Raw genomic sequence first — 16,804 nt, 5'->3', positions numbered from 1 at the left:
AGAATCCCTACACCCTATATTATACTACATAAATAGAAAAAAAGACTGAACCAGATGGCTTTCAACCTAGTTTCAGTCTAAGTCTTTTTGATAATCGGAATAGCCTTTGTAAGGACGTCTATCCCAACATGAATTTACTTTCCTTAAATTTGATAGATTAGGTCTAAGTTTAATTAAAAACAAGCTTTTTCAATTTGCAGCTCACCTTCTTTAGAAATTTTCCTGAGTAACTTCTTCAAAATAGTCATCCAGATGATGATAAATATGCATATCTTCTTCTGAACCGTCTTGCAAAACTGCAAATACCTTCACTTTCTCATCATTGACAAATACGAAATTATGTTCACCAAAATAAGCCTGATAACCCTTGTCGACTAAAGTCCAAAGTTCATCTTTTTTAAAACTGAAAATATCTTTTTTTACTAGATAGGTTTTCCCGATTTCCATTTTTTCTCCTTTTAAATCTATCAAAAAATCCCATAGGGAAATCCTTTCTCTATGCACTATTAGTTTACTGAAATGTACTCTTCCCAGCGACTGAGGACCTCTTTTAAGGGCTCATCTAAATAGGTATAGGCCTTTTCCTTAATCCAATCAGGTATACCATAAGCAGCTTCAGCTATACTTCCTGTTATCGCAGCGAGAGTATCACTATCTCCACCGAGAGAAATTGCATTTCTGATAGCATCTTCGAAGTCTGTACTTTCAAGAAAGGCAATGATAGCTTGAGGCACCGTATTCTGGCAAGTTTCATTAAAACGATAAGTAGGACGAATTTCATCTAACGTTTTAGAAAGGTCATATCCATACTCTTTCTCAATATGTTCCTTAACGCGTCTTTTAATATCCGCAGGGTTATCGCTACCATCACCACCGAAGAAATAACGGCACATATAGATTGCATCCGCTGTGGCCATAGCTCCTTTAATTCCTTCTGGATGGTTATGCGTCACCTCTGCAGAAAGTCGTGCGAGAGATCTTCTGGACGGCCAGGCTCCCGTTCGTGCACAGAAACTACAATCCATGGCCCAGGCACATGGAGAAACACGCATTGCTGAGCCATTGCCAAAGCTATTATAAGGTTCTCGATCGTCGCCATCAACCCAATTACCAAATCTTGCACCGTAACCTGCATCGGGATACATTCTGCCGTACTTCTTCATGGCATCGATGAAGTCATCCTTCTGTCCGCCATTTATTATCGCTTCCGCCACAGCACAAGTCATCACCGTATCATCTGTGAAAAAACAATCGTCCCTAAACAAGGGAAAATCCTTCGTTTTAATATTGTTCCATTCATAAATAGAACCTACAATGTCTCCTACTATTGCTCCTAGCATAAGATTCCTCCTTACAGCATATCAGATTTCCAATGGATCACTCTTTAAAAACGGCTCAACCAAATCAATCCATTCTTGAGGTAGGTAAGCTGATAGATAACCATGATTATACCCCTTTGCTTCATACAAAATTGTATTTGGATGTAGCTGCTGAAATAATTTCGCCGAAGCTTTCACACAGTTCAATTCTTTTTCACCATAAATATAAAGAACCTGAGTCTTGCTAGCAGAAATCGTCTCCTTCAGCTTGTAACGTCCCATATAGGTTTTGTAAATGCTCACCAATGTTTTGATAGGTGTCCTTGGCAAATCCTCCAAATAATAAGCTTTTATTTCCTCTGGATAAGCCAGTTTAGGATAAATTTTGTTCATCATTCTTAATTGAAGTTTGCAAGAGAATTTACCGAACAACAGTTTACCAAATAGAGGCACTAGAAAGATGCTGATTTTAGCCAACCTTGGTTGAGGAATACAGAGGCTTCCATCTATGATGGCTTTCTCAGCTATATCTCTGTCTATCGACAAAAGCTCCATAGCAATTTGACCACCAAGTGAAACACCACCGATTGCAAACAATTTCCCACCACAGTTTGCTTTGATATAGTCTAGAATCTCCAAAGCAGAATCTTCAGTAGAAACATAATCAAGTTGATATTCTTCGCCGTGGCCATTCAAGGTGGGTAGAATGACACGATACTCCTCCGACAAGATCCGTGCTTGACGAAGATAATTCCACCAAGAACTGCCACCGCCATGTATCAGCAAGATAGAAGGCAAACTCTTATCACCAAATTCATGGAATTTCATATTTAAACTCCTTACTGTAGGACTTCTAGTAATACTTAGTTGAGTAATAAAACGTTCTCAACGTGTAATTAACGTACTTACTTCATTATATAACAAACAATGATAAAATAACTAGAATAACACTAAAAATCAACATCAAAACAACAAATGCAACGTAAAGTAGCAAAAATAATGAGAATGCAACGTCTAATTGCTTGTGCCTTGATAATCGTTTATACTATACTAAATTCAGTCATATGCAAATATATGACAATTTACATTATAAAATATATAGAGGAGGTCATATAACATGACATTTGCTGAAAAATTAAAAACAATACGGAAACAAATAGGAATGTCTCAGGAACTTTTAGCAGAAAAAATTGGTGTTTCAAGACAAGCCGTAACAAAATGGGAAACAGGTGCTGGAATTCCAGATATAGAAAATATTATAGCAATTGCCAACCTATTTAACATTTCTATCGACGAACTATTCTGCAATGAAAAAAATACTTCCAAAACTAGCGAATATCTTTTCGAAAGTATCACAGAGTACGATATCGATAAAACTAAGAGCTATGATATGAAATTTGGAGGTGCAGAAAAATTTATTCTTTCCGGATATAACGGCGAAAAAATTCGAGTTTGTCTGGTTTCTAACCTTCTTTCTACACTTCAAAATGATTTCAAAGTAAAAATCGATGATAGTAGAAAAAGAATTGACGTAGACGTAAAACGTTATAATGGTGTAACTGAAGCAACAGCTAAAAAAACTGTTAGTATTTTTGTGCAAATCCCAACTTCCTATATTAGCCACATTGAATGTGCGGTTAATGCAGAATCTATAGAGATTCATTCTCTACAATGCGATAATATCGAGCTTGACATTAAGACGCCTCGTATTACTCTGGAAGACATTTCAGGTAAAGTGAAAATCAACTGTAATCTTGATATGGAAGTGTTTTGTAATTATCTAAACGGTGATCTTTCCATTAATCAAATATCAGCCACATCACGAATTTGTATCCCAGAAAATAGTATATTTACCGCTGTTTCGAAAGGTATTGGAACACACATTTATTTTGAAAAAGATGGACAAAACACTGAACGCTTTGATTCATCAGATTCTGATAATTTAATTGAACTAAATGGTATCAATAGTGAACTTGTTGTCTATACAGTTAAAGAAAGAGGGTAACTAAATGAATGTAAATTATTTAAAAAGATACATCCTCAGTTCTTATATCCTTGTTTGGGCCCTCATTATTTTTGTAGCAGCCCCCGCAAGTCTATTGTTTAAAGTCCCACCTGTTGTTATGTGGATAGTACGAAATATCGTCGCATGGTCTCCTTCATACCTCCTTTTATTTGGATGGAAATATTTCCGGACTGATGAAAAAATAACTACTTTTCTTAAGCGGTGTTTCTCTGCTAAAGTTTCGCTACTCCCACTCCTATCTTCATTTGGTATTACATTTGGGCTCAGTATATTATCACTCTTCATTTACTCACTTATGACCCAAAAAACAATGTTCTCCTACATCAATCTAGGAACAGTATCATTGCCACTAAGTATATTCTTATCATTTACATCAGGTCCGACTGGTGAAGAATTAGGTTGGCGTGGTTATATGAGAGAAGAATTTAATAAAAAGTATCATTTTTTAAAATCCTCTATTTACCAAGGCCTAGTCTGGTGTTTCTGGCATACACTTCTGTGGGTTGTAGATTCAAAATTCACGGATTGGCGTGCGATTCCATATATTATTGCTAACATAGTTGTAATTACATCCATTACGATTTTAATGAATATTATTTTGGAGAAATATAACAATTTGATTTATACTATTTTCATGCATTTTGGCTTTAATATTGTTTATGTATTTTTGGATGCTGATATCGGATTTTTTATCATTTTGACCTTGCTATACCTACTCATCACTCCGATTGCAATGCATATACGAAATAGATCTAATTTTAAATACTATCACTAACTATAGTTAAGCTGTTTCTATTTTGAGTACAAAGACAATATCGTTTTACAAACCAGTAATTTGATATACCTCAACACAGCGAATTCCAAGTCACAAAATAAGAGCAGCTAACCAATTGGTTAACTGCTTTAAAAATAGAAAAATAACTTCTAATATGATATCAGTATTAATTTTATTCCTTTGCCATGAGAACCACTAATCTAATCCAATCTAAAAGAACACATAATTCATTCTCATAACTAAAATTTAATGAAAACTCATCGACCTCAAATTCATTTTCCTGACTCAATTCCATAACAAAAAGGACACCAATCTTTATCCATAACCACGTAAGTCCAATTACAATGATTTTGAATTAATACTGTGGAACGGAAAGTCGATCACTTCTTCCAAAAGAAACAACATCCATTCTAAGATTTAAAATCCTTTTCCTTACTAATTCTATTACCCGCTAATATTGTATAAATTAAATAAGTAATAAAAATGATAATAAAAATAAGATTAATTTTTAACACAAAATAGAGATTTAACAAATTTGCGAACGCATGAAATAATATACAGTAACCCACTGATTGGGTTTGACGGTAAAGAAGCCCTAAAACAAAACTTAGAAATAATGTATATATAAAAAATAAAATAAAAGGAAATCCTTGATGACTTTCTCCAACTATAAACCATAAAGGCAGATGCCAAATTCCCCAGATTGAACCTACAATCAAATTAGATTGCCAATAAGTATATTTTTTATCAAGTAATGGTTGTAATATACCTCTCCATCCTAATTCTTCATGTCCGCCACCAAAAAAAATTAATTGTATAAAGAATAATGGCATCAGATAAATTGATACTCCATTTAATTCTAAAGAAGATACAGAAAATAGTATCAAAATTGCTAACAGGTGAATAATGAAATAAATATTACTATTTTTTCTTTTATTAAATACAAAATGTTTAAATTTTATATTATTACTTTTCAAATAAAAGCCACTTGCAATAGCTGGACCAAGTGCACCTACTATATGTAACATTCTCCCTATAAATGTTTCTAATCCAAAAATATGAGATTGAGTAAAGATGGCAAGAAGCCCCCAAGCTATATAAGAAATTCCAAATGTAAAACAAAGATAATTTTTAAAATTCCTTTTATCAATTTCTGTCATTTCATCTCCATATCTTGATTATTTTAAATGTAATATTTGTTACTGCTTATTAGTTGGTCTTGATTATAACTACCTATATTCTATCATAAAAACACAAAAAGCGTTACATTCAAGGCTTTTCAGTATCCCTTTTGTTAGAAGGTTTTTACGCTTTTTCAAGTAATCCAACACACTCAACATGATGCGTCTGCGGGAAAAGATCAACCGGCTGGACTTTCTTCAATTCATAGCCTAGCTCTTGATAGAGTTTGATATCTCGAGCCATGGTTGCTACATTACAAGAGATATAAGCGATGCGATCAGCTTCTGTTTGGGCGCTGGCTTTGATAAAGCTTTCGGTCAACCCCTTGCGTGGTGGGTCGACTAGGATAGCAGTTGGTTGGATGCCTTCCTTGAGCCAATTCTTCATGGCATTTTCAGCTGTATCGCAGACATAGTGGGCATTGGTGATATTGTTTAAGGCAGCATTCTTCTGGCTATTCTCTACTGCTTCTGAGATAACCTCTACGCCATAAACTTCCTTGACATGTTTAGCGACAGATAGTCCAATGGTCCCAATTCCTGAGTAGGCATCAATGACCACATCCTCTGCTCTTAACTCCGCAAAGTCAATGGCTGTTTGATAAAGCTTCTCTGCCATTTCGGTATTGACCTGGTAAAAGGCTGGTCCAGAGATTTGGAAATCATTGCCCAACATTTGGTCGGTAATGTAGTCTTGACCATAAAGTGTACGCCATTCTTTCCCGAAAATCGCATTGGTGTTTTGGTCATTGATATTCTGCATGACTGACACAATTTCTGGAAATTGCTTGATCAGTTGTTCAATCACCTGTTCAACTCTGAAAACTTTAGGACGAGTTGTCACCAAAATAACCATGATTTGTCCTGAATGATATCCACGACGCACAACAAGGTTACGAATCAAGCCTGACTGTTCCTTCTCATCATAAGGCTTTAAGTCATATCGACGGAGCAAATCTCGCAAAGCCACAATAACTTGATCAATGACTGGATCCTGAATGTAAAAATCTTCCAATGGCATAAGGTCATGAGAATTCTTACGGAAGAAACCAGTTTCTAGAACACCATTAACACGACGAACAGGGACTTGAGCCTTGTTACGGTACTTGACCGGATGTTCCATACCAAGAGTATCAGCAACCTCTACATCCCTGATTCCTGCAATTTTATAGAGGCTGTCTTTTACTTGCTTGTTTTTGAACTTGAGTTGCTCTGGATAAGCTAGATGACCTAGGTCGGCAATACCTGAACGTAAGTATGCCAAATCTAAGTCTAGGTTGCGATGTGGTGATTGCGTAAGGTATTCCTCGACTTTACCAAAGCCAATCTTCTTGTTGACTTTAAGGACACGCATAAGGATCTTCTCAGTCGGTAGAGCATTCTCTACAAAAAAGACCAAGCCATCTACCTTGGCAACACCTGCTCCTTCATGTGTCAAATCGACAATCTCTACTTCTACAATATCATTTTTCTTTAACATATGTTTCACTTTCTATCAGCCAACAAAAAAAGACGGCAACTGTTCTGTTACCATCTATTATACCATGAATTAGCCTAAGCACCAAAACTCTTGAAAAAGTTTACAATTGCTTGCCAAATAGCACTGAGGATATTCCCACCGTCTTGAATAGCTTTATTAGCATCAAAGTTAAGGTCGATATTGCTAAAACTATCTCCTGCTTGCGCAACGATACTTTGTTTCAGATCCTTTAGAGTCTTTGTAAAGTCTTCGTTATTCAAAATATCGCTCTTAGAAAGATTAAAGGCAAAGTTGATGATGACATTGATCTGGTTTCCTGTTATAACCTGATCCAGCTTATAATTTTTCAATGTATCTTCAACAATCTTACGAACATCATCTTCAGTAAGCTCACCCTTAGACTCTTTGGCTTTAGCGATAGCAGATTTGATATCGGCAAGGGCTACATTGAGTTTATTGGCATCATAGCCTGATTTGTCCTTGTTTTCATCGTTGATGTCTGACAAAGCTTTTAGTTCTTCCTGAGCTAGGTCTTTATTTTCTTGAGGAAGTTGAACACCATTAGCTTCTAATGAGTAGTAGATACCAGCTAGGGCACTTTCACCTGTTACAGGGATTGGTGCAGCTACGGTGATGCGCGCGTGCTCAACACCCAAGGTAACGGCCGCATTACGGTACATGTCTTGGGTCACTTTAGTGATATTTTCAGGGGTTTCAATCTTCACTTCAAGTGGAGATTTTTCACCTAATTTTTGAATTTTTGCAGACGAATAGAGCTGGAGACTAGAGTCATTGGCGACGTTCATAATCTTTGAGTAGACATCTGGCGTCATAGTCTTCAGTTCTTTGGTATCTGTAGAGGCGTTATAGCCGAGTTTTTTTAATGTTTGATTTTTTTGATCTTCTGTTAACGAAGAACCCAAGACGTACTCAGGTTGAACATAAGTTTCATCAATTACTTTTTGAACATCAGTGGCTGCTTGAGCGCTTTGCAAAGTTGCAACTGCTAAAAGAACTGCAGCACTAGTCAGAAAGAATTTCTTTCGCATGAGACGTTCCTCCTTTTCCTATCTAGGATAGTAAATTAGCCTTAAAGAAAGCTTATAAAAGCACCTAGAATTTTCTAAGTGCTTAAAATAGATTAAAAAATTTAATAATGTAGAGATTTAGTTGAACCTGTCTAGAGTAATAATAGTTCCCTCCATCCACATAGAGTTCTCCCCCTTGAAAGATGGAAATTGGATTGACATATCGATAGGTTTTTCCAGTTGTATTTCCTAGTGTCGGTGCAACGGTATCTCTCGAATATTGCTTGGCTAGGGCAAGGGTATTTTCTTTCCCATTTTGGGCGATAAAATCAATATAAGCAGGCCCAAAGTTATAGGCCTGTACAGCAGTCCAAACATCTACACCCTTTTCTTGAGCTAAATATAGATTCTCTGTCAAGGTTTGAATTCCCTGACGAATACTACTCCTATTGTCAGAAATCGTATTTGTAGTTCCGCTAGCAGACTCGCTTGACTGCATCACGTCGCTTTCTTTACCTTTGGTTTCAGTATAAATCATGGCCAGGACTAGTTCTTCATTTGCTGGCGTATCTTGCTCACTTAAAACCTCTCGTACCAAGGATTGATAGGTCATGACCTGCTTTACATCCCGATACATATGAAAAAGTTTATAACCAGTAAATAAGATAAGAACAAGCACCAAGACCCTTCTTATAATTTTAAACATTATTTGCTTTGTATATCCTCGATGTTTTTGATTAAGATAGAGTAGGTACCATTATCATTTTGGATAAATTCGACCGACTCAGCATCTTGGTAAATATTATTGGGTACGATTAACTCAATCCCATTTGACAGAGAAAGCTTTTGGTTTTCAAATTTCTTTAATTGGCGACTTGCATCGATTTCATCAAACTGAACTGGCTCTGGCACTGCTTCCTTGACTTGGTCAATAAAGCTAAGACGTGCAGTAAGATTGTTGTCAAAAAGGTCATTTGCCAATTTTTCAGGAGACAACTCATTGCTTTCTTCAAGGTTGTTAAAAATAGCAGACTTGACCTTAGATTGAAATTGAAAATCATCTGTATTAAATGTTTCAGCAATTCTCTGAGCTGTTTTTTCCAGTTCCTTGATTGACTTCTTAGGTGAAATTTTGGGCTGAGCCTGTATCAGATTCTCAGAAAAATAGTTCAAAAAAGTCCCGTTATACTTGATTCGTTTCTCAATCAGGTGATATTTTCGGCTTTGAAGATTGACCACCAAGGCCTCGTCAGCCCCTGTACCAAATCCAGGCAGGTTATTCTGAGTCAGCTTGATTGGATTATCAACTTCTCCTCCAAGGTGAGTCAAGGTCTCACGCAGGGCAATGCGTAGGAAGGCAAAATGCTCTACTCCTTCTTTGGAAAATTGCACAAAAATCAAGTCATTGGTCTTGAGATTTTCAGAAATGCTGAATTCCTCTTTCCAGAGATTAGCCAGCGTCACCGATGTCTCCAACAAATCATCTGTAATATGATTGAAGAAGGGATTTTCTGCTTCGAAAATGCCAGTCTTAGCTTCATCCGAATACACACGTTCGATTTTCTTGCGTAGGTATTCCTCGATTTTTGGAGTGATATTGAGAAATTTATCCGCTAGAAACAACTCTGTGTCATCCGGGCTGAACTGATGGATAATAGCTTTCTTAATATAAATGTCCATAAAAATTTTAGTCCTCGTATAATGGGAAGGCATCTGTCAAGACTTTGACTTCGCTTCTTACTTCATCTAAAATAGCTTCATTTTCTGCATTTTTAAGGGCTTTAATGATCAGCTCAGCCACTTTACGACTTTCTTCTTCACCAAAACCACGTGCAGTTGTTGCTGCTGCTCCGATACGAATACCACTTGTCTTAAATGGTGACAAAGTTTCGTAAGGGATTGAGTTTTTATTTAGGGTAATATTGACCTCATCTAGCAAGTTTTGAGCAACTTTTCCGTTTTCTACAACCTTAGTCACGTCAACAAGGAAGAGGTGATTTTCAGTACCGCCAGAGATAATACGGAAATCAGGGTCTTGCAAGAAGACTTCTGCCATAGCCTTGCTGTTCTTAATAACATTTGCTGCATATTCCTTGAAGGCTGGGTCCAATACCTCTTTGAAGGCAACAGCCTTAGCAGCAACAACATGCTCTAAAGGACCACCTTGGATACCCGGGAAAATAGCTGAATTAATTTTCTTAGCCAGCTCTTCGTCGTTAGTCAAAATCAAACCACCACGCGGACCACGAAGGGTTTTGTGGGTCGTTGTTGTAGTGATATGGGCGTATGGTACTGGACTTGGATGAAGACCAGCAGCAACCAAACCAGCAATGTGAGCCATGTCGACCATGAGCTTAGCACCGACAGCATCTGCAATTTCACGGAATTTAGAGAAGTCAATAATGTGAGAATAGGCTGAAGCACCAGCAACAATTAGTTTTGGTTTTACTTCTTGAGCTTGTTTCAAGATGGCATCGAAGTCCAAGAGTTCTGTTTCAGGATCAACGCTGTATGAAACAAAGTTGTAGGTTTGACCTGAGAAGCTAACAGGAGCTCCGTGAGTCAAGTGCCCACCCGCAGCTAAATCCATACCCATAACAGTATCACCTGGTTCGATCAAGGCCATGTATGCTGCACAGTTAGCTTGACTTCCTGAGTGAGGTTGGACATTGGCAAATTTAGCACCAAAGATTTCTTTCGCACGTTCAATAGCAAGAGTTTCGATAACATCTACTACATCTGTACCACCGTAATAACGACGTCCTGGATAACCTTCGGCGTATTTATTAGTCAAGATAGACCCTTGAGCAGCCATAACAGCCTTAGAGACTACGTTCTCTGAAGCGATTAATTCAATATTATTTTGTTGGCGTTCCTCTTCTTTGGCAATGGCATTCCAAAGATCCGCGTCATAGGCTTTAAAATCATCTTTGTCAAAAATCATAGGTCTTCTCCTTTTATTAATTTAATGAACCGTTTCTGCATTTTATCGCAGGTATAACCAAATCTTTCATAAAATGCATGCGCACCTGTACGATGGTCTGCAGAGTTTAAACGTATAAACTTATAGCCACGTTTTTCTGCTTCCTGTTCTAATCCTTCAAGCAACGTTTTACCGATTCCTTTACCTTGTGTTTGAGGTAAAACAGCTAAAGCTAGGATATTAAAACCTGGTTTTGAATAAAGGGATTCATAAACCTCAGCATGCACATAACCAAGTAAGTTATGGCTGATTGAATCCTCAAAACCTAGTAGGAAGTGATGGGAGTCTTGTGACAACTTAGCTAGTTGACTAGCCGTTTCCTCTGGACTAAAAGCATAACCTAGTGCTTCTTTGTTAATGACACAAATTGTTTCGACATCTGTCGCTTTCAAATCACGTAGCATATCATACCTCCTCAAAAGGAATTACTGGTATCTTGGCAAGGATATCTTCTCGAGTAATCGCTCCTTGACGTAGAATTTTCACCTTATCACCAGAAAGGTCTAAAATAGTTGAATCCTGACCTGTTAAAAATGCATCGTCTTCAAGTCCCAGAACCTCTTGTCCGAAGTCTTTTAAAATTTCTTTAAAGCTAACACCACTTGTATGTCCTGAAATATTTGCAGACGGGCCAATTAAGGGACCAAACTCACGAATCAATTCTAGAGTAACAGGATGACTGGGCATGCGAAATCCAACAGTCGTTAAGTCTGAATTGACCCAGCAAGGAACCTTGTCATTAGCTTCTAGGATAATGGTCAATGGACCAGGAAGAAAACTTTCAACAAGTTGTTGTAAACAAGGTGGATGGTTCTTGGAAAAGTTCAAGATATCGTCTAAACTAGCAACATTGAGATTGAGAGCCTTATCTCTAGGGCGACGTTTGAGCTGATAAACATGGTCAACAGCCTTCTCATCCAAAGCTTTCGCAAAAAGGCCATAAACTGTCTCAGTTGGCAAAACTACAGCTCCACCTTTTTCCAACTCTTGCTTAATTTTCTCCATCATCAATGACAACCATCCTATCTTGGCCAAATTGGTCTTTCAGAGTACGAACTCGTTTCTCAGGAAGATTTTCCATAAAGAGAGCGGGTACACTTTGACCTTGTTTGTAGCCAATTTCAAGATAAATCTTACCACCATCATTTAGATAATCCTTGGAGTCTTCCGCAATTCTACGGTAGATAGCTAGGCCATCCTCATCGGCAAAAAGTGCCAAATGTGGTTCTGAATGCAGAACATTCAAACCAACTTCTACCTCATCTGCTCGAGAAATGTATGGTGGATTGGATACAATTATATCATATTTTGAAGAAATTTCGGAGAAACAGTCAGATTTGATAAAAGAGAGATTTAGATTTAGATTTTGAGCGTTAGCATTCTCTGTTGCAAGTTCTAGGGAATCCTGTGAAATATCCGCAGCTGCGACCGACCAATCTGGTCTATTTTTCGCTAAAGCAAGGGCGATGGCTCCGCTTCCTGTTCCGATATCTAGTACCTTGAGATTTTCCTTAGGATTTTCAGCAAGAACGAGCTCCACCAACTCTTCTGTCTCTGGTCGAGGAATCAAAACTCGCTCATCGACTTTTAACTGCATCCCAAAAAATTCAGCATGACCGATAATGTATTGGGCAGGTATGTGATTTGTCAGTTTTTTGTAAATATCCTCTACAATTTTGTAATCTTCATCAGTGACTTCTTGCTGAAGAGCAAAGACGAAGTCTGTAAAAGATAGATTTTTTAGGCTACGATAGACAAAGGAGAGGCTTTCTGCTTCCTCTCCTTGTACTATCAACTTTTCCTCAAAATCTTTAAAAATTTGAGCTAATTTCATTATTTGTTTAGTTCTTCCAATTTTTGTGTTTGGTCGTAAAGGACCAAGGCATCCACTACTTCGTCTAATTTACCAGCAAGAATTGTATCAAGCTTTTGCAAAGTCAAGCCGATACGATGGTCCGTCACACGGTTTTGTGGGAAGTTGTAAGTACGGATACGCTCTGAACGGTCACCAGTACCGATAGTAGACTTACGCTCTGCGTCTTGTTCGTCTTGAGCAATCTGTGCAAAGTGGTCCGCAACACGCGCACGAATAATCTTCATAGCCTTCTCACGGTTTTTCTGCTGTGTACGTTCTTCCTGCATTTCAACCTTGATGTTGGTCGGTAAGTGGACGATACGAACGGCAGTCGCGACCTTGTTTACGTTCTGTCCACCAGCACCAGAAGCGTGGTAGATATCCACACGAAGGTCTTTAGGATCAATGTCATATTCTACTTCTTCAACCTCAGGCATGACGAGAACTGTTGCTGTAGAGGTATGTACACGACCTTGGCTCTCAGTCACAGGGACACGTTGCACACGGTGGGCACCTGATTCGTACTTGAGTTTAGAGTAAACTGACAGACCTGATACCATAGCAACCACTTCTTTAAAGCCGCCGACACCGTTCATAGATGCTTCCATGACTTCAAAGCGCCAACCTTGGGCTTCAGCATACTTTTGGTACATTGTTAGAAGGTCACCAGCAAAAAGTGCCGCTTCATCACCACCAGCTGCTCCACGAATTTCAAGGATGATATTCTTGTCATCGTTTGGATCTTTTGGAAGAAGCAAGATTTTCAGTTTTTCTTCATACTCTTCTTTTTCAGCCTTAGCATCCTTGAGTTCTTGCTTCGCCATTTCTTCCAAGTCCGCATCTCCGCCTGATTCCTTTATCATCTCTTCGGCATCAATAATGTTTTGAAGGACCTGTTTGTATTCACGGTAAGCTGTTACCGTATCACGAGTAGAAGCTTCCTCTTTTGAAAGCTCCATGAAACGCTTGGTATCAGAGACCACATCTGGGTCACTAAGCAATTCTCCCAACTCTTCATAACGGTCTTCTACAGCTTGTAGTTGATCATAGATATTCATTCTTTCTCCTTATTTCTCAATTGTTAAATCACAGATTGCTACTACTTCGTTCTCAAATATTTCCCCAGTTTCTTTAAATCCATAACTGAGGTAACAAGATCTTGCATGTTCATTTTCTGGTTCATAAGACAACCAAAGTTTATTGCCTAAACCTGCTGGCGCTGTCCGAACATAGTCCAGCACTTTATCCATAATTGGTTTAAAATATCCTTGATTTTGAAAATTCTTATCAATCATAAAACGAAATAGTAAATAATTTCCACTACTAATTCCGATCTTTTTATCATAAGCTATCATCACAAAACCTATAATTGCATCATTATCATAAATTGCCAATGGAGCTACAAAATCTCCATTTTTAGTATAGACATATGCTTCAGCTAAACTAATTGCGTTGGTTGCAATGAATTGTTTTTGATATTCCTTGACATCCAAATTCAAAACATCAAAATAATTTCCCATTGTAACATCTCTTAGTTCAATTGTCATAGTTTTGCTCCTTATTAGATGATATCATTGGAGCAAAATAATGCTTACGGCAAACTGAGATATAGGTTTCATTTCCACCAATCTGGATTTGTTCACCATCATAGACTGGCAGTCCGTCCTGCGTACGCAAGACCATAGTCGCTTTTTTCTTACAATACTGACAGATGGTCTTGATTTCATCAATCTTATCTGCTAAGAGCAAGAGGTGTTTAGAACCTTCAAACAGCTCATTGCGAAAGTCATTTTTTAAACCAAATGCCATAACAGGGATGTCTAGCTCATCGACAACACGGGCCAAGTCGTAAACATGGTGACGTTTTAAAAACTGGGCTTCATCGACAAGTACACAGTAAGGTTTTTCAGGTAAATCTCGGATAAATCCAAAGATATCTGTTGTTTCGTCAATAGCAATTGCTGGTCTTTTCATTCCAATGCGACTTGAAACATAGCCAACACCGTCACGTGTATCCAGAGCTGAAGTCATAATCACAACTCCTTTTCCTTGCTCCTCATAGTTATAGGCTACCTTGAGAATCTCGATGGTTTTTCCAGAGTTCATGGTCCCATAACGATAATACAACTGTGCCATGCTTCTATTTCACGTCCATTTCTAAATTTTTGCTACATTCTAGTATACCATAATTTCTCAAAGCTTTAAATGGCAAAATGTGGTAAAATAGAAGAAATCAAATAACTAGTGGAGGACGCAATTATGCCATTTGTACGCATTGATTTATTTGAAGGACGCACGCTAGAGCAAAAGAAAGCCCTAGCTAAGGAAGTTACAGAAGCTGTTGTTCGTAACACAGGAGCACCTCAGTCAGCTGTTCACGTTATTATTAACGATATGCCTGAAGGAACTTATTTCCCACAAGGTGAAATGCGCACTAAATAAAGCTTAAGCAATCTGCTTAGGCTTTTCTTTATAAGTGGCATTCGTTGAATAAATAGCTAGATTTTGTTACAATTTTAAGTGATATTTGTATATAAATTGTAAAAAGGAAATGAAATGATTACACGTGAATTTGATACCATCGCAGCAATCTCGACACCGCTTGGTGAAGGGGCTATTGGGATTGTTCGTTTAAGCGGTACGGATAGTTTTACTATCGCCCAGAAAATCTTTAAAGGTAAGGACTTGACTAAGGTTGCAAGCCATACGCTAAACTACGGCCACATCGTTGACCCACAGACAGGCAAGATTATGGATGAGGTTATGGTTGGAGCTATGAAGTCTCCAAAGACCTTTACTCGTGAGGATATTATCGAGATTAACACTCACGGTGGAATTGCAGTAACTAATGAAATCCTGCAACTTGCTATCCGTGAAGGTGCTCGGTTGGCAGAGCCAGGTGAGTTTACTAAACGTGCTTTCCTCAACGGTCGTGTCGACTTGACTCAGGCTGAAGCTGTCATGGATATTATTCGCGCCAAGACAGACAAAGCCATGAATATTGCGGTCAAGCAACTAGACGGATCCTTGTCTGATCTTATTAACAATACTCGCCAGGAAATCCTCAATACACTAGCACAAGTTGAGGTTAATATCGACTATCCTGAATACGACGATGTGGAAGAAGCCACTACTGCTGTTGTCCGTGAAAAAACTATGGAGTTTGAACAACTCTTAACCAATCTCTTAAAAACGGCACGTCGTGGGAAGATTCTCCGTGAAGGAATTTCAACGGCTATCATTGGTCGTCCCAACGTTGGAAAATCTAGCCTACTCAACAACCTCCTACGTGAAGACAAGGCTATTGTAACTGATATTGCAGGAACTACTCGAGATGTCATCGAAGAATACGTCAACATCAACGGTGTTCCACTGAAGTTGATTGATACTGCAGGTATCCGTGAAACAGATGATATCGTGGAACAAATCGGTGTCGAGCGCTCCAAAAAAGCTCTCAAGGAAGCTGACTTGGTACTGCTTGTCTTAAACGCCAGCGAACCTCTAACTGCCCAAGACCGACAACTTCTTGAAATCAGCCAAGATACCAACCGTATCATCCTACTTAACAAAACTGACCTCCCAGAAGCTATTGAAACTACTGAGATTCCAGAAGATGTCATCCGTATTTCGGTCCTCAAAAACCAAAACATTGATAAGATTGAAGAACGGATTAACAACCTCTTCTTTGAAAATGCAGGCTTGGTCGAACAAGATGCTACCTATCTATCCAACGCCCGTCATATTTCATTAATCGAAAAGGCTGTTGAAAGCTTACAAGCTGTAAACGAAGGCCTCGAACTAGGAATGCCTGTTGATTTGCTTCAAGTTGATTTGACACGTACTTGGGAAATCCTCGGAGAAATCACTGGTGATGCTGCTCCAGATGAACTCATTACACAGTTATTCAGCCAATTTTGTCTGGGTAAATAACATCAAAACTAGGTCAAAAAAATGCTAGTCACCTAAAAAGAGGTTGGGACAAAAAGATCCCGACCTCACTTTTTATTATCAATCATAATTTGACGCGGTAGCTGATTGAACTTTTTGTTCGTCTTTTAGACTCCAAAAAGCTCCTAATCATCCTCGCGAGGCTGGGACTACGAAATCAAGACTTTGTCTATCGATTTCTGTCCCACCGCCTTTTCTTTCACCTTCTA

General features: G+C 38.3%; 19 protein-coding genes. 4 read left to right on the top strand and 15 right to left on the bottom strand.

Annotated features, from left to right (window positions below):
- Positions 1 to 210: 210 nt before the first annotated feature.
- From AC3E7H_RS01110 to AC3E7H_RS01100, 3 genes are read right to left on the bottom strand one after another with little or no spacing between them, the layout of a single operon-like run.
- Positions 211 to 447 carry a hypothetical protein gene (locus AC3E7H_RS01110; protein ID WP_000402376.1) on the bottom strand — a complete coding sequence of 79 codons (237 nt, stop codon included), beginning with the start codon at positions 445 to 447 and terminating at the stop codon, positions 211 to 213.
- Between the two features lie 59 nt (positions 448 to 506).
- A complete protein-coding gene (locus AC3E7H_RS01105) occupies positions 507 to 1,340 on the bottom strand; it encodes an ADP-ribosylglycohydrolase family protein (protein ID WP_000900065.1) in 834 nt (277 codons plus the stop codon).
- Between the two features lie 21 nt (positions 1,341 to 1,361).
- On the bottom strand, positions 1,362 to 2,147 hold the full coding sequence (locus AC3E7H_RS01100) for an alpha/beta fold hydrolase (protein ID WP_000668472.1): 786 nt from the start codon (positions 2,145 to 2,147) through the stop codon (positions 1,362 to 1,364).
- A gap of 289 nt (positions 2,148 to 2,436) precedes the next feature.
- Here AC3E7H_RS01100 and AC3E7H_RS01095 point away from each other — a divergent pair, with 289 nt between their 5' ends.
- Positions 2,437 to 3,324 carry a helix-turn-helix domain-containing protein gene (locus tag AC3E7H_RS01095; RefSeq protein ID WP_000141631.1) on the top strand — a complete coding sequence of 296 codons (888 nt, stop codon included), beginning with the start codon at positions 2,437 to 2,439 and terminating at the stop codon, positions 3,322 to 3,324.
- 4 nt (positions 3,325 to 3,328) lie between these two features.
- The gene (locus AC3E7H_RS01090) at positions 3,329 to 4,120 is read left to right on the top strand and encodes a CPBP family intramembrane glutamic endopeptidase (protein WP_001102348.1); all 792 of its coding nucleotides are present in this window, start codon (positions 3,329 to 3,331) and stop codon (positions 4,118 to 4,120) included.
- 410 nt (positions 4,121 to 4,530) lie between these two features.
- Here AC3E7H_RS01090 and AC3E7H_RS01085 read toward each other — a convergent pair whose 3' ends face one another.
- The 12 genes from AC3E7H_RS01085 to AC3E7H_RS01030 form a co-directional block, all read right to left on the bottom strand.
- The gene (locus AC3E7H_RS01085) at positions 4,531 to 5,280 is read right to left on the bottom strand and encodes a CPBP family intramembrane glutamic endopeptidase (RefSeq protein ID WP_075228571.1); all 750 of its coding nucleotides are present in this window, start codon (positions 5,278 to 5,280) and stop codon (positions 4,531 to 4,533) included.
- Positions 5,281 to 5,425: 145 nt separating this feature from the next.
- Entirely contained in the window at positions 5,426 to 6,781 is a 1,356-nt protein-coding gene (rlmD, locus tag AC3E7H_RS01080; RefSeq protein ID WP_000914602.1) for a 23S rRNA (uracil(1939)-C(5))-methyltransferase RlmD, read from the bottom strand.
- Between the two features lie 74 nt (positions 6,782 to 6,855).
- A complete protein-coding gene (locus AC3E7H_RS01075) occupies positions 6,856 to 7,830 on the bottom strand; it encodes a DUF1002 domain-containing protein (RefSeq protein WP_001227374.1) in 975 nt (324 codons plus the stop codon).
- 82 nt (positions 7,831 to 7,912) lie between these two features.
- A complete protein-coding gene (locus tag AC3E7H_RS01070; RefSeq protein ID WP_025171262.1) occupies positions 7,913 to 8,515 on the bottom strand; it encodes a lysozyme family protein in 603 nt (200 codons plus the stop codon).
- Positions 8,515 to 9,489 (bottom strand): nucleoid-associated protein, encoded by a 975-nt coding sequence (locus tag AC3E7H_RS01065; RefSeq protein WP_000356097.1) that lies wholly within the window; start codon positions 9,487 to 9,489, stop codon positions 8,515 to 8,517. Before AC3E7H_RS01065 ends, AC3E7H_RS01070 begins: the two co-directional genes overlap by 1 nt.
- Before the next feature lie 7 nt (positions 9,490 to 9,496).
- A complete protein-coding gene (glyA, locus tag AC3E7H_RS01060) occupies positions 9,497 to 10,753 on the bottom strand; it encodes a serine hydroxymethyltransferase (protein WP_000575478.1) in 1,257 nt (418 codons plus the stop codon).
- Complete coding sequence (locus tag AC3E7H_RS01055) at positions 10,750 to 11,196, bottom strand: GNAT family N-acetyltransferase (protein ID WP_000942925.1); 447 nt, start codon at positions 11,194 to 11,196, stop codon at positions 10,750 to 10,752. The genes glyA and AC3E7H_RS01055 overlap by 4 nt, the downstream gene beginning before the upstream one ends.
- A gap of 1 nt (position 11,197) precedes the next feature.
- Positions 11,198 to 11,800 (bottom strand): L-threonylcarbamoyladenylate synthase, encoded by a 603-nt coding sequence (locus AC3E7H_RS01050; RefSeq protein ID WP_000970241.1) that lies wholly within the window; start codon positions 11,798 to 11,800, stop codon positions 11,198 to 11,200.
- Positions 11,784 to 12,626, bottom strand: a complete 843-nt coding sequence (gene prmC / locus AC3E7H_RS01045) for a peptide chain release factor N(5)-glutamine methyltransferase (RefSeq protein WP_000761853.1) — start codon at positions 12,624 to 12,626, stop codon at positions 11,784 to 11,786. The genes AC3E7H_RS01050 and prmC overlap by 17 nt, the downstream gene beginning before the upstream one ends.
- Positions 12,626 to 13,705, bottom strand: a complete 1,080-nt coding sequence (prfA, locus tag AC3E7H_RS01040; RefSeq protein WP_001028809.1) for a peptide chain release factor 1 — start codon at positions 13,703 to 13,705, stop codon at positions 12,626 to 12,628. The genes prmC and prfA overlap by 1 nt, the downstream gene beginning before the upstream one ends.
- A gap of 9 nt (positions 13,706 to 13,714) precedes the next feature.
- Positions 13,715 to 14,194 carry a GNAT family N-acetyltransferase gene (locus AC3E7H_RS01035; RefSeq protein WP_000151344.1) on the bottom strand — a complete coding sequence of 160 codons (480 nt, stop codon included), beginning with the start codon at positions 14,192 to 14,194 and terminating at the stop codon, positions 13,715 to 13,717.
- Complete coding sequence (locus AC3E7H_RS01030) at positions 14,184 to 14,783, bottom strand: thymidine kinase (protein WP_000068114.1); 600 nt, start codon at positions 14,781 to 14,783, stop codon at positions 14,184 to 14,186. The genes AC3E7H_RS01035 and AC3E7H_RS01030 overlap by 11 nt, the downstream gene beginning before the upstream one ends.
- Positions 14,784 to 14,906: 123 nt before the next feature.
- Here AC3E7H_RS01030 and AC3E7H_RS01025 point away from each other — a divergent pair, with 123 nt between their 5' ends.
- Together AC3E7H_RS01025 and mnmE are read left to right on the top strand one after the other, a co-directional pair.
- Entirely contained in the window at positions 14,907 to 15,089 is a 183-nt protein-coding gene (locus AC3E7H_RS01025) for a 4-oxalocrotonate tautomerase (RefSeq protein WP_001117401.1), read from the top strand.
- A gap of 114 nt (positions 15,090 to 15,203) precedes the next feature.
- Entirely contained in the window at positions 15,204 to 16,577 is a 1,374-nt protein-coding gene (gene mnmE / locus AC3E7H_RS01020) for a tRNA uridine-5-carboxymethylaminomethyl(34) synthesis GTPase MnmE (RefSeq protein ID WP_075228570.1), read from the top strand.
- The last annotated feature ends 227 nt before the right edge of the window (positions 16,578 to 16,804 follow it).

The sequence above is a fragment of the Streptococcus sp. SCPM-O-B-15304 (M98) genome (assembly GCF_058200215.1).
This window is presented reverse-complemented; position numbering and strand designations above follow the sequence as displayed.

Bases quoted from the DNA above. Each gene is read 5' to 3' on its own strand.
- AC3E7H_RS01110 (WP_000402376.1), bottom strand. From the start codon at position 447: ATGGAAATCGGGAAAACCTATCTAGTAAAAAAAGATATTTTCAGTTTT.
- AC3E7H_RS01105 (WP_000900065.1), bottom strand. From the start codon at position 1,340: ATGCTAGGAGCAATAGTAGGAGACATTGTAGGTTCTATTTATGAATGG.
- AC3E7H_RS01100 (WP_000668472.1), bottom strand. From the start codon at position 2,147: ATGAAATTCCATGAATTTGGTGATAAGAGTTTGCCTTCTATCTTGCTG.
- AC3E7H_RS01095 (WP_000141631.1), top strand. From the start codon at position 2,437: ATGACATTTGCTGAAAAATTAAAAACAATACGGAAACAAATAGGAATG.
- AC3E7H_RS01090 (WP_001102348.1), top strand. From the start codon at position 3,329: ATGAATGTAAATTATTTAAAAAGATACATCCTCAGTTCTTATATCCTT.
- AC3E7H_RS01085 (WP_075228571.1), bottom strand. From the start codon at position 5,280: ATGACAGAAATTGATAAAAGGAATTTTAAAAATTATCTTTGTTTTACA.
- rlmD (WP_000914602.1), bottom strand. From the start codon at position 6,781: ATGTTAAAGAAAAATGATATTGTAGAAGTAGAGATTGTCGATTTGACA.
- AC3E7H_RS01075 (WP_001227374.1), bottom strand. From the start codon at position 7,830: ATGCGAAAGAAATTCTTTCTGACTAGTGCTGCAGTTCTTTTAGCAGTT.
- AC3E7H_RS01070 (WP_025171262.1), bottom strand. From the start codon at position 8,515: ATGTTTAAAATTATAAGAAGGGTCTTGGTGCTTGTTCTTATCTTATTT.
- AC3E7H_RS01065 (WP_000356097.1), bottom strand. From the start codon at position 9,489: ATGGACATTTATATTAAGAAAGCTATTATCCATCAGTTCAGCCCGGAT.
- glyA (WP_000575478.1), bottom strand. From the start codon at position 10,753: ATGATTTTTGACAAAGATGATTTTAAAGCCTATGACGCGGATCTTTGG.
- AC3E7H_RS01055 (WP_000942925.1), bottom strand. From the start codon at position 11,196: ATGCTACGTGATTTGAAAGCGACAGATGTCGAAACAATTTGTGTCATT.
- AC3E7H_RS01050 (WP_000970241.1), bottom strand. From the start codon at position 11,800: ATGATGGAGAAAATTAAGCAAGAGTTGGAAAAAGGTGGAGCTGTAGTT.
- prmC (WP_000761853.1), bottom strand. From the start codon at position 12,626: ATGAAATTAGCTCAAATTTTTAAAGATTTTGAGGAAAAGTTGATAGTA.
- prfA (WP_001028809.1), bottom strand. From the start codon at position 13,705: ATGAATATCTATGATCAACTACAAGCTGTAGAAGACCGTTATGAAGAG.
- AC3E7H_RS01035 (WP_000151344.1), bottom strand. From the start codon at position 14,194: ATGACAATTGAACTAAGAGATGTTACAATGGGAAATTATTTTGATGTT.
- AC3E7H_RS01030 (WP_000068114.1), bottom strand. From the start codon at position 14,783: ATGGCACAGTTGTATTATCGTTATGGGACCATGAACTCTGGAAAAACC.
- AC3E7H_RS01025 (WP_001117401.1), top strand. From the start codon at position 14,907: ATGCCATTTGTACGCATTGATTTATTTGAAGGACGCACGCTAGAGCAA.
- mnmE (WP_075228570.1), top strand. From the start codon at position 15,204: ATGATTACACGTGAATTTGATACCATCGCAGCAATCTCGACACCGCTT.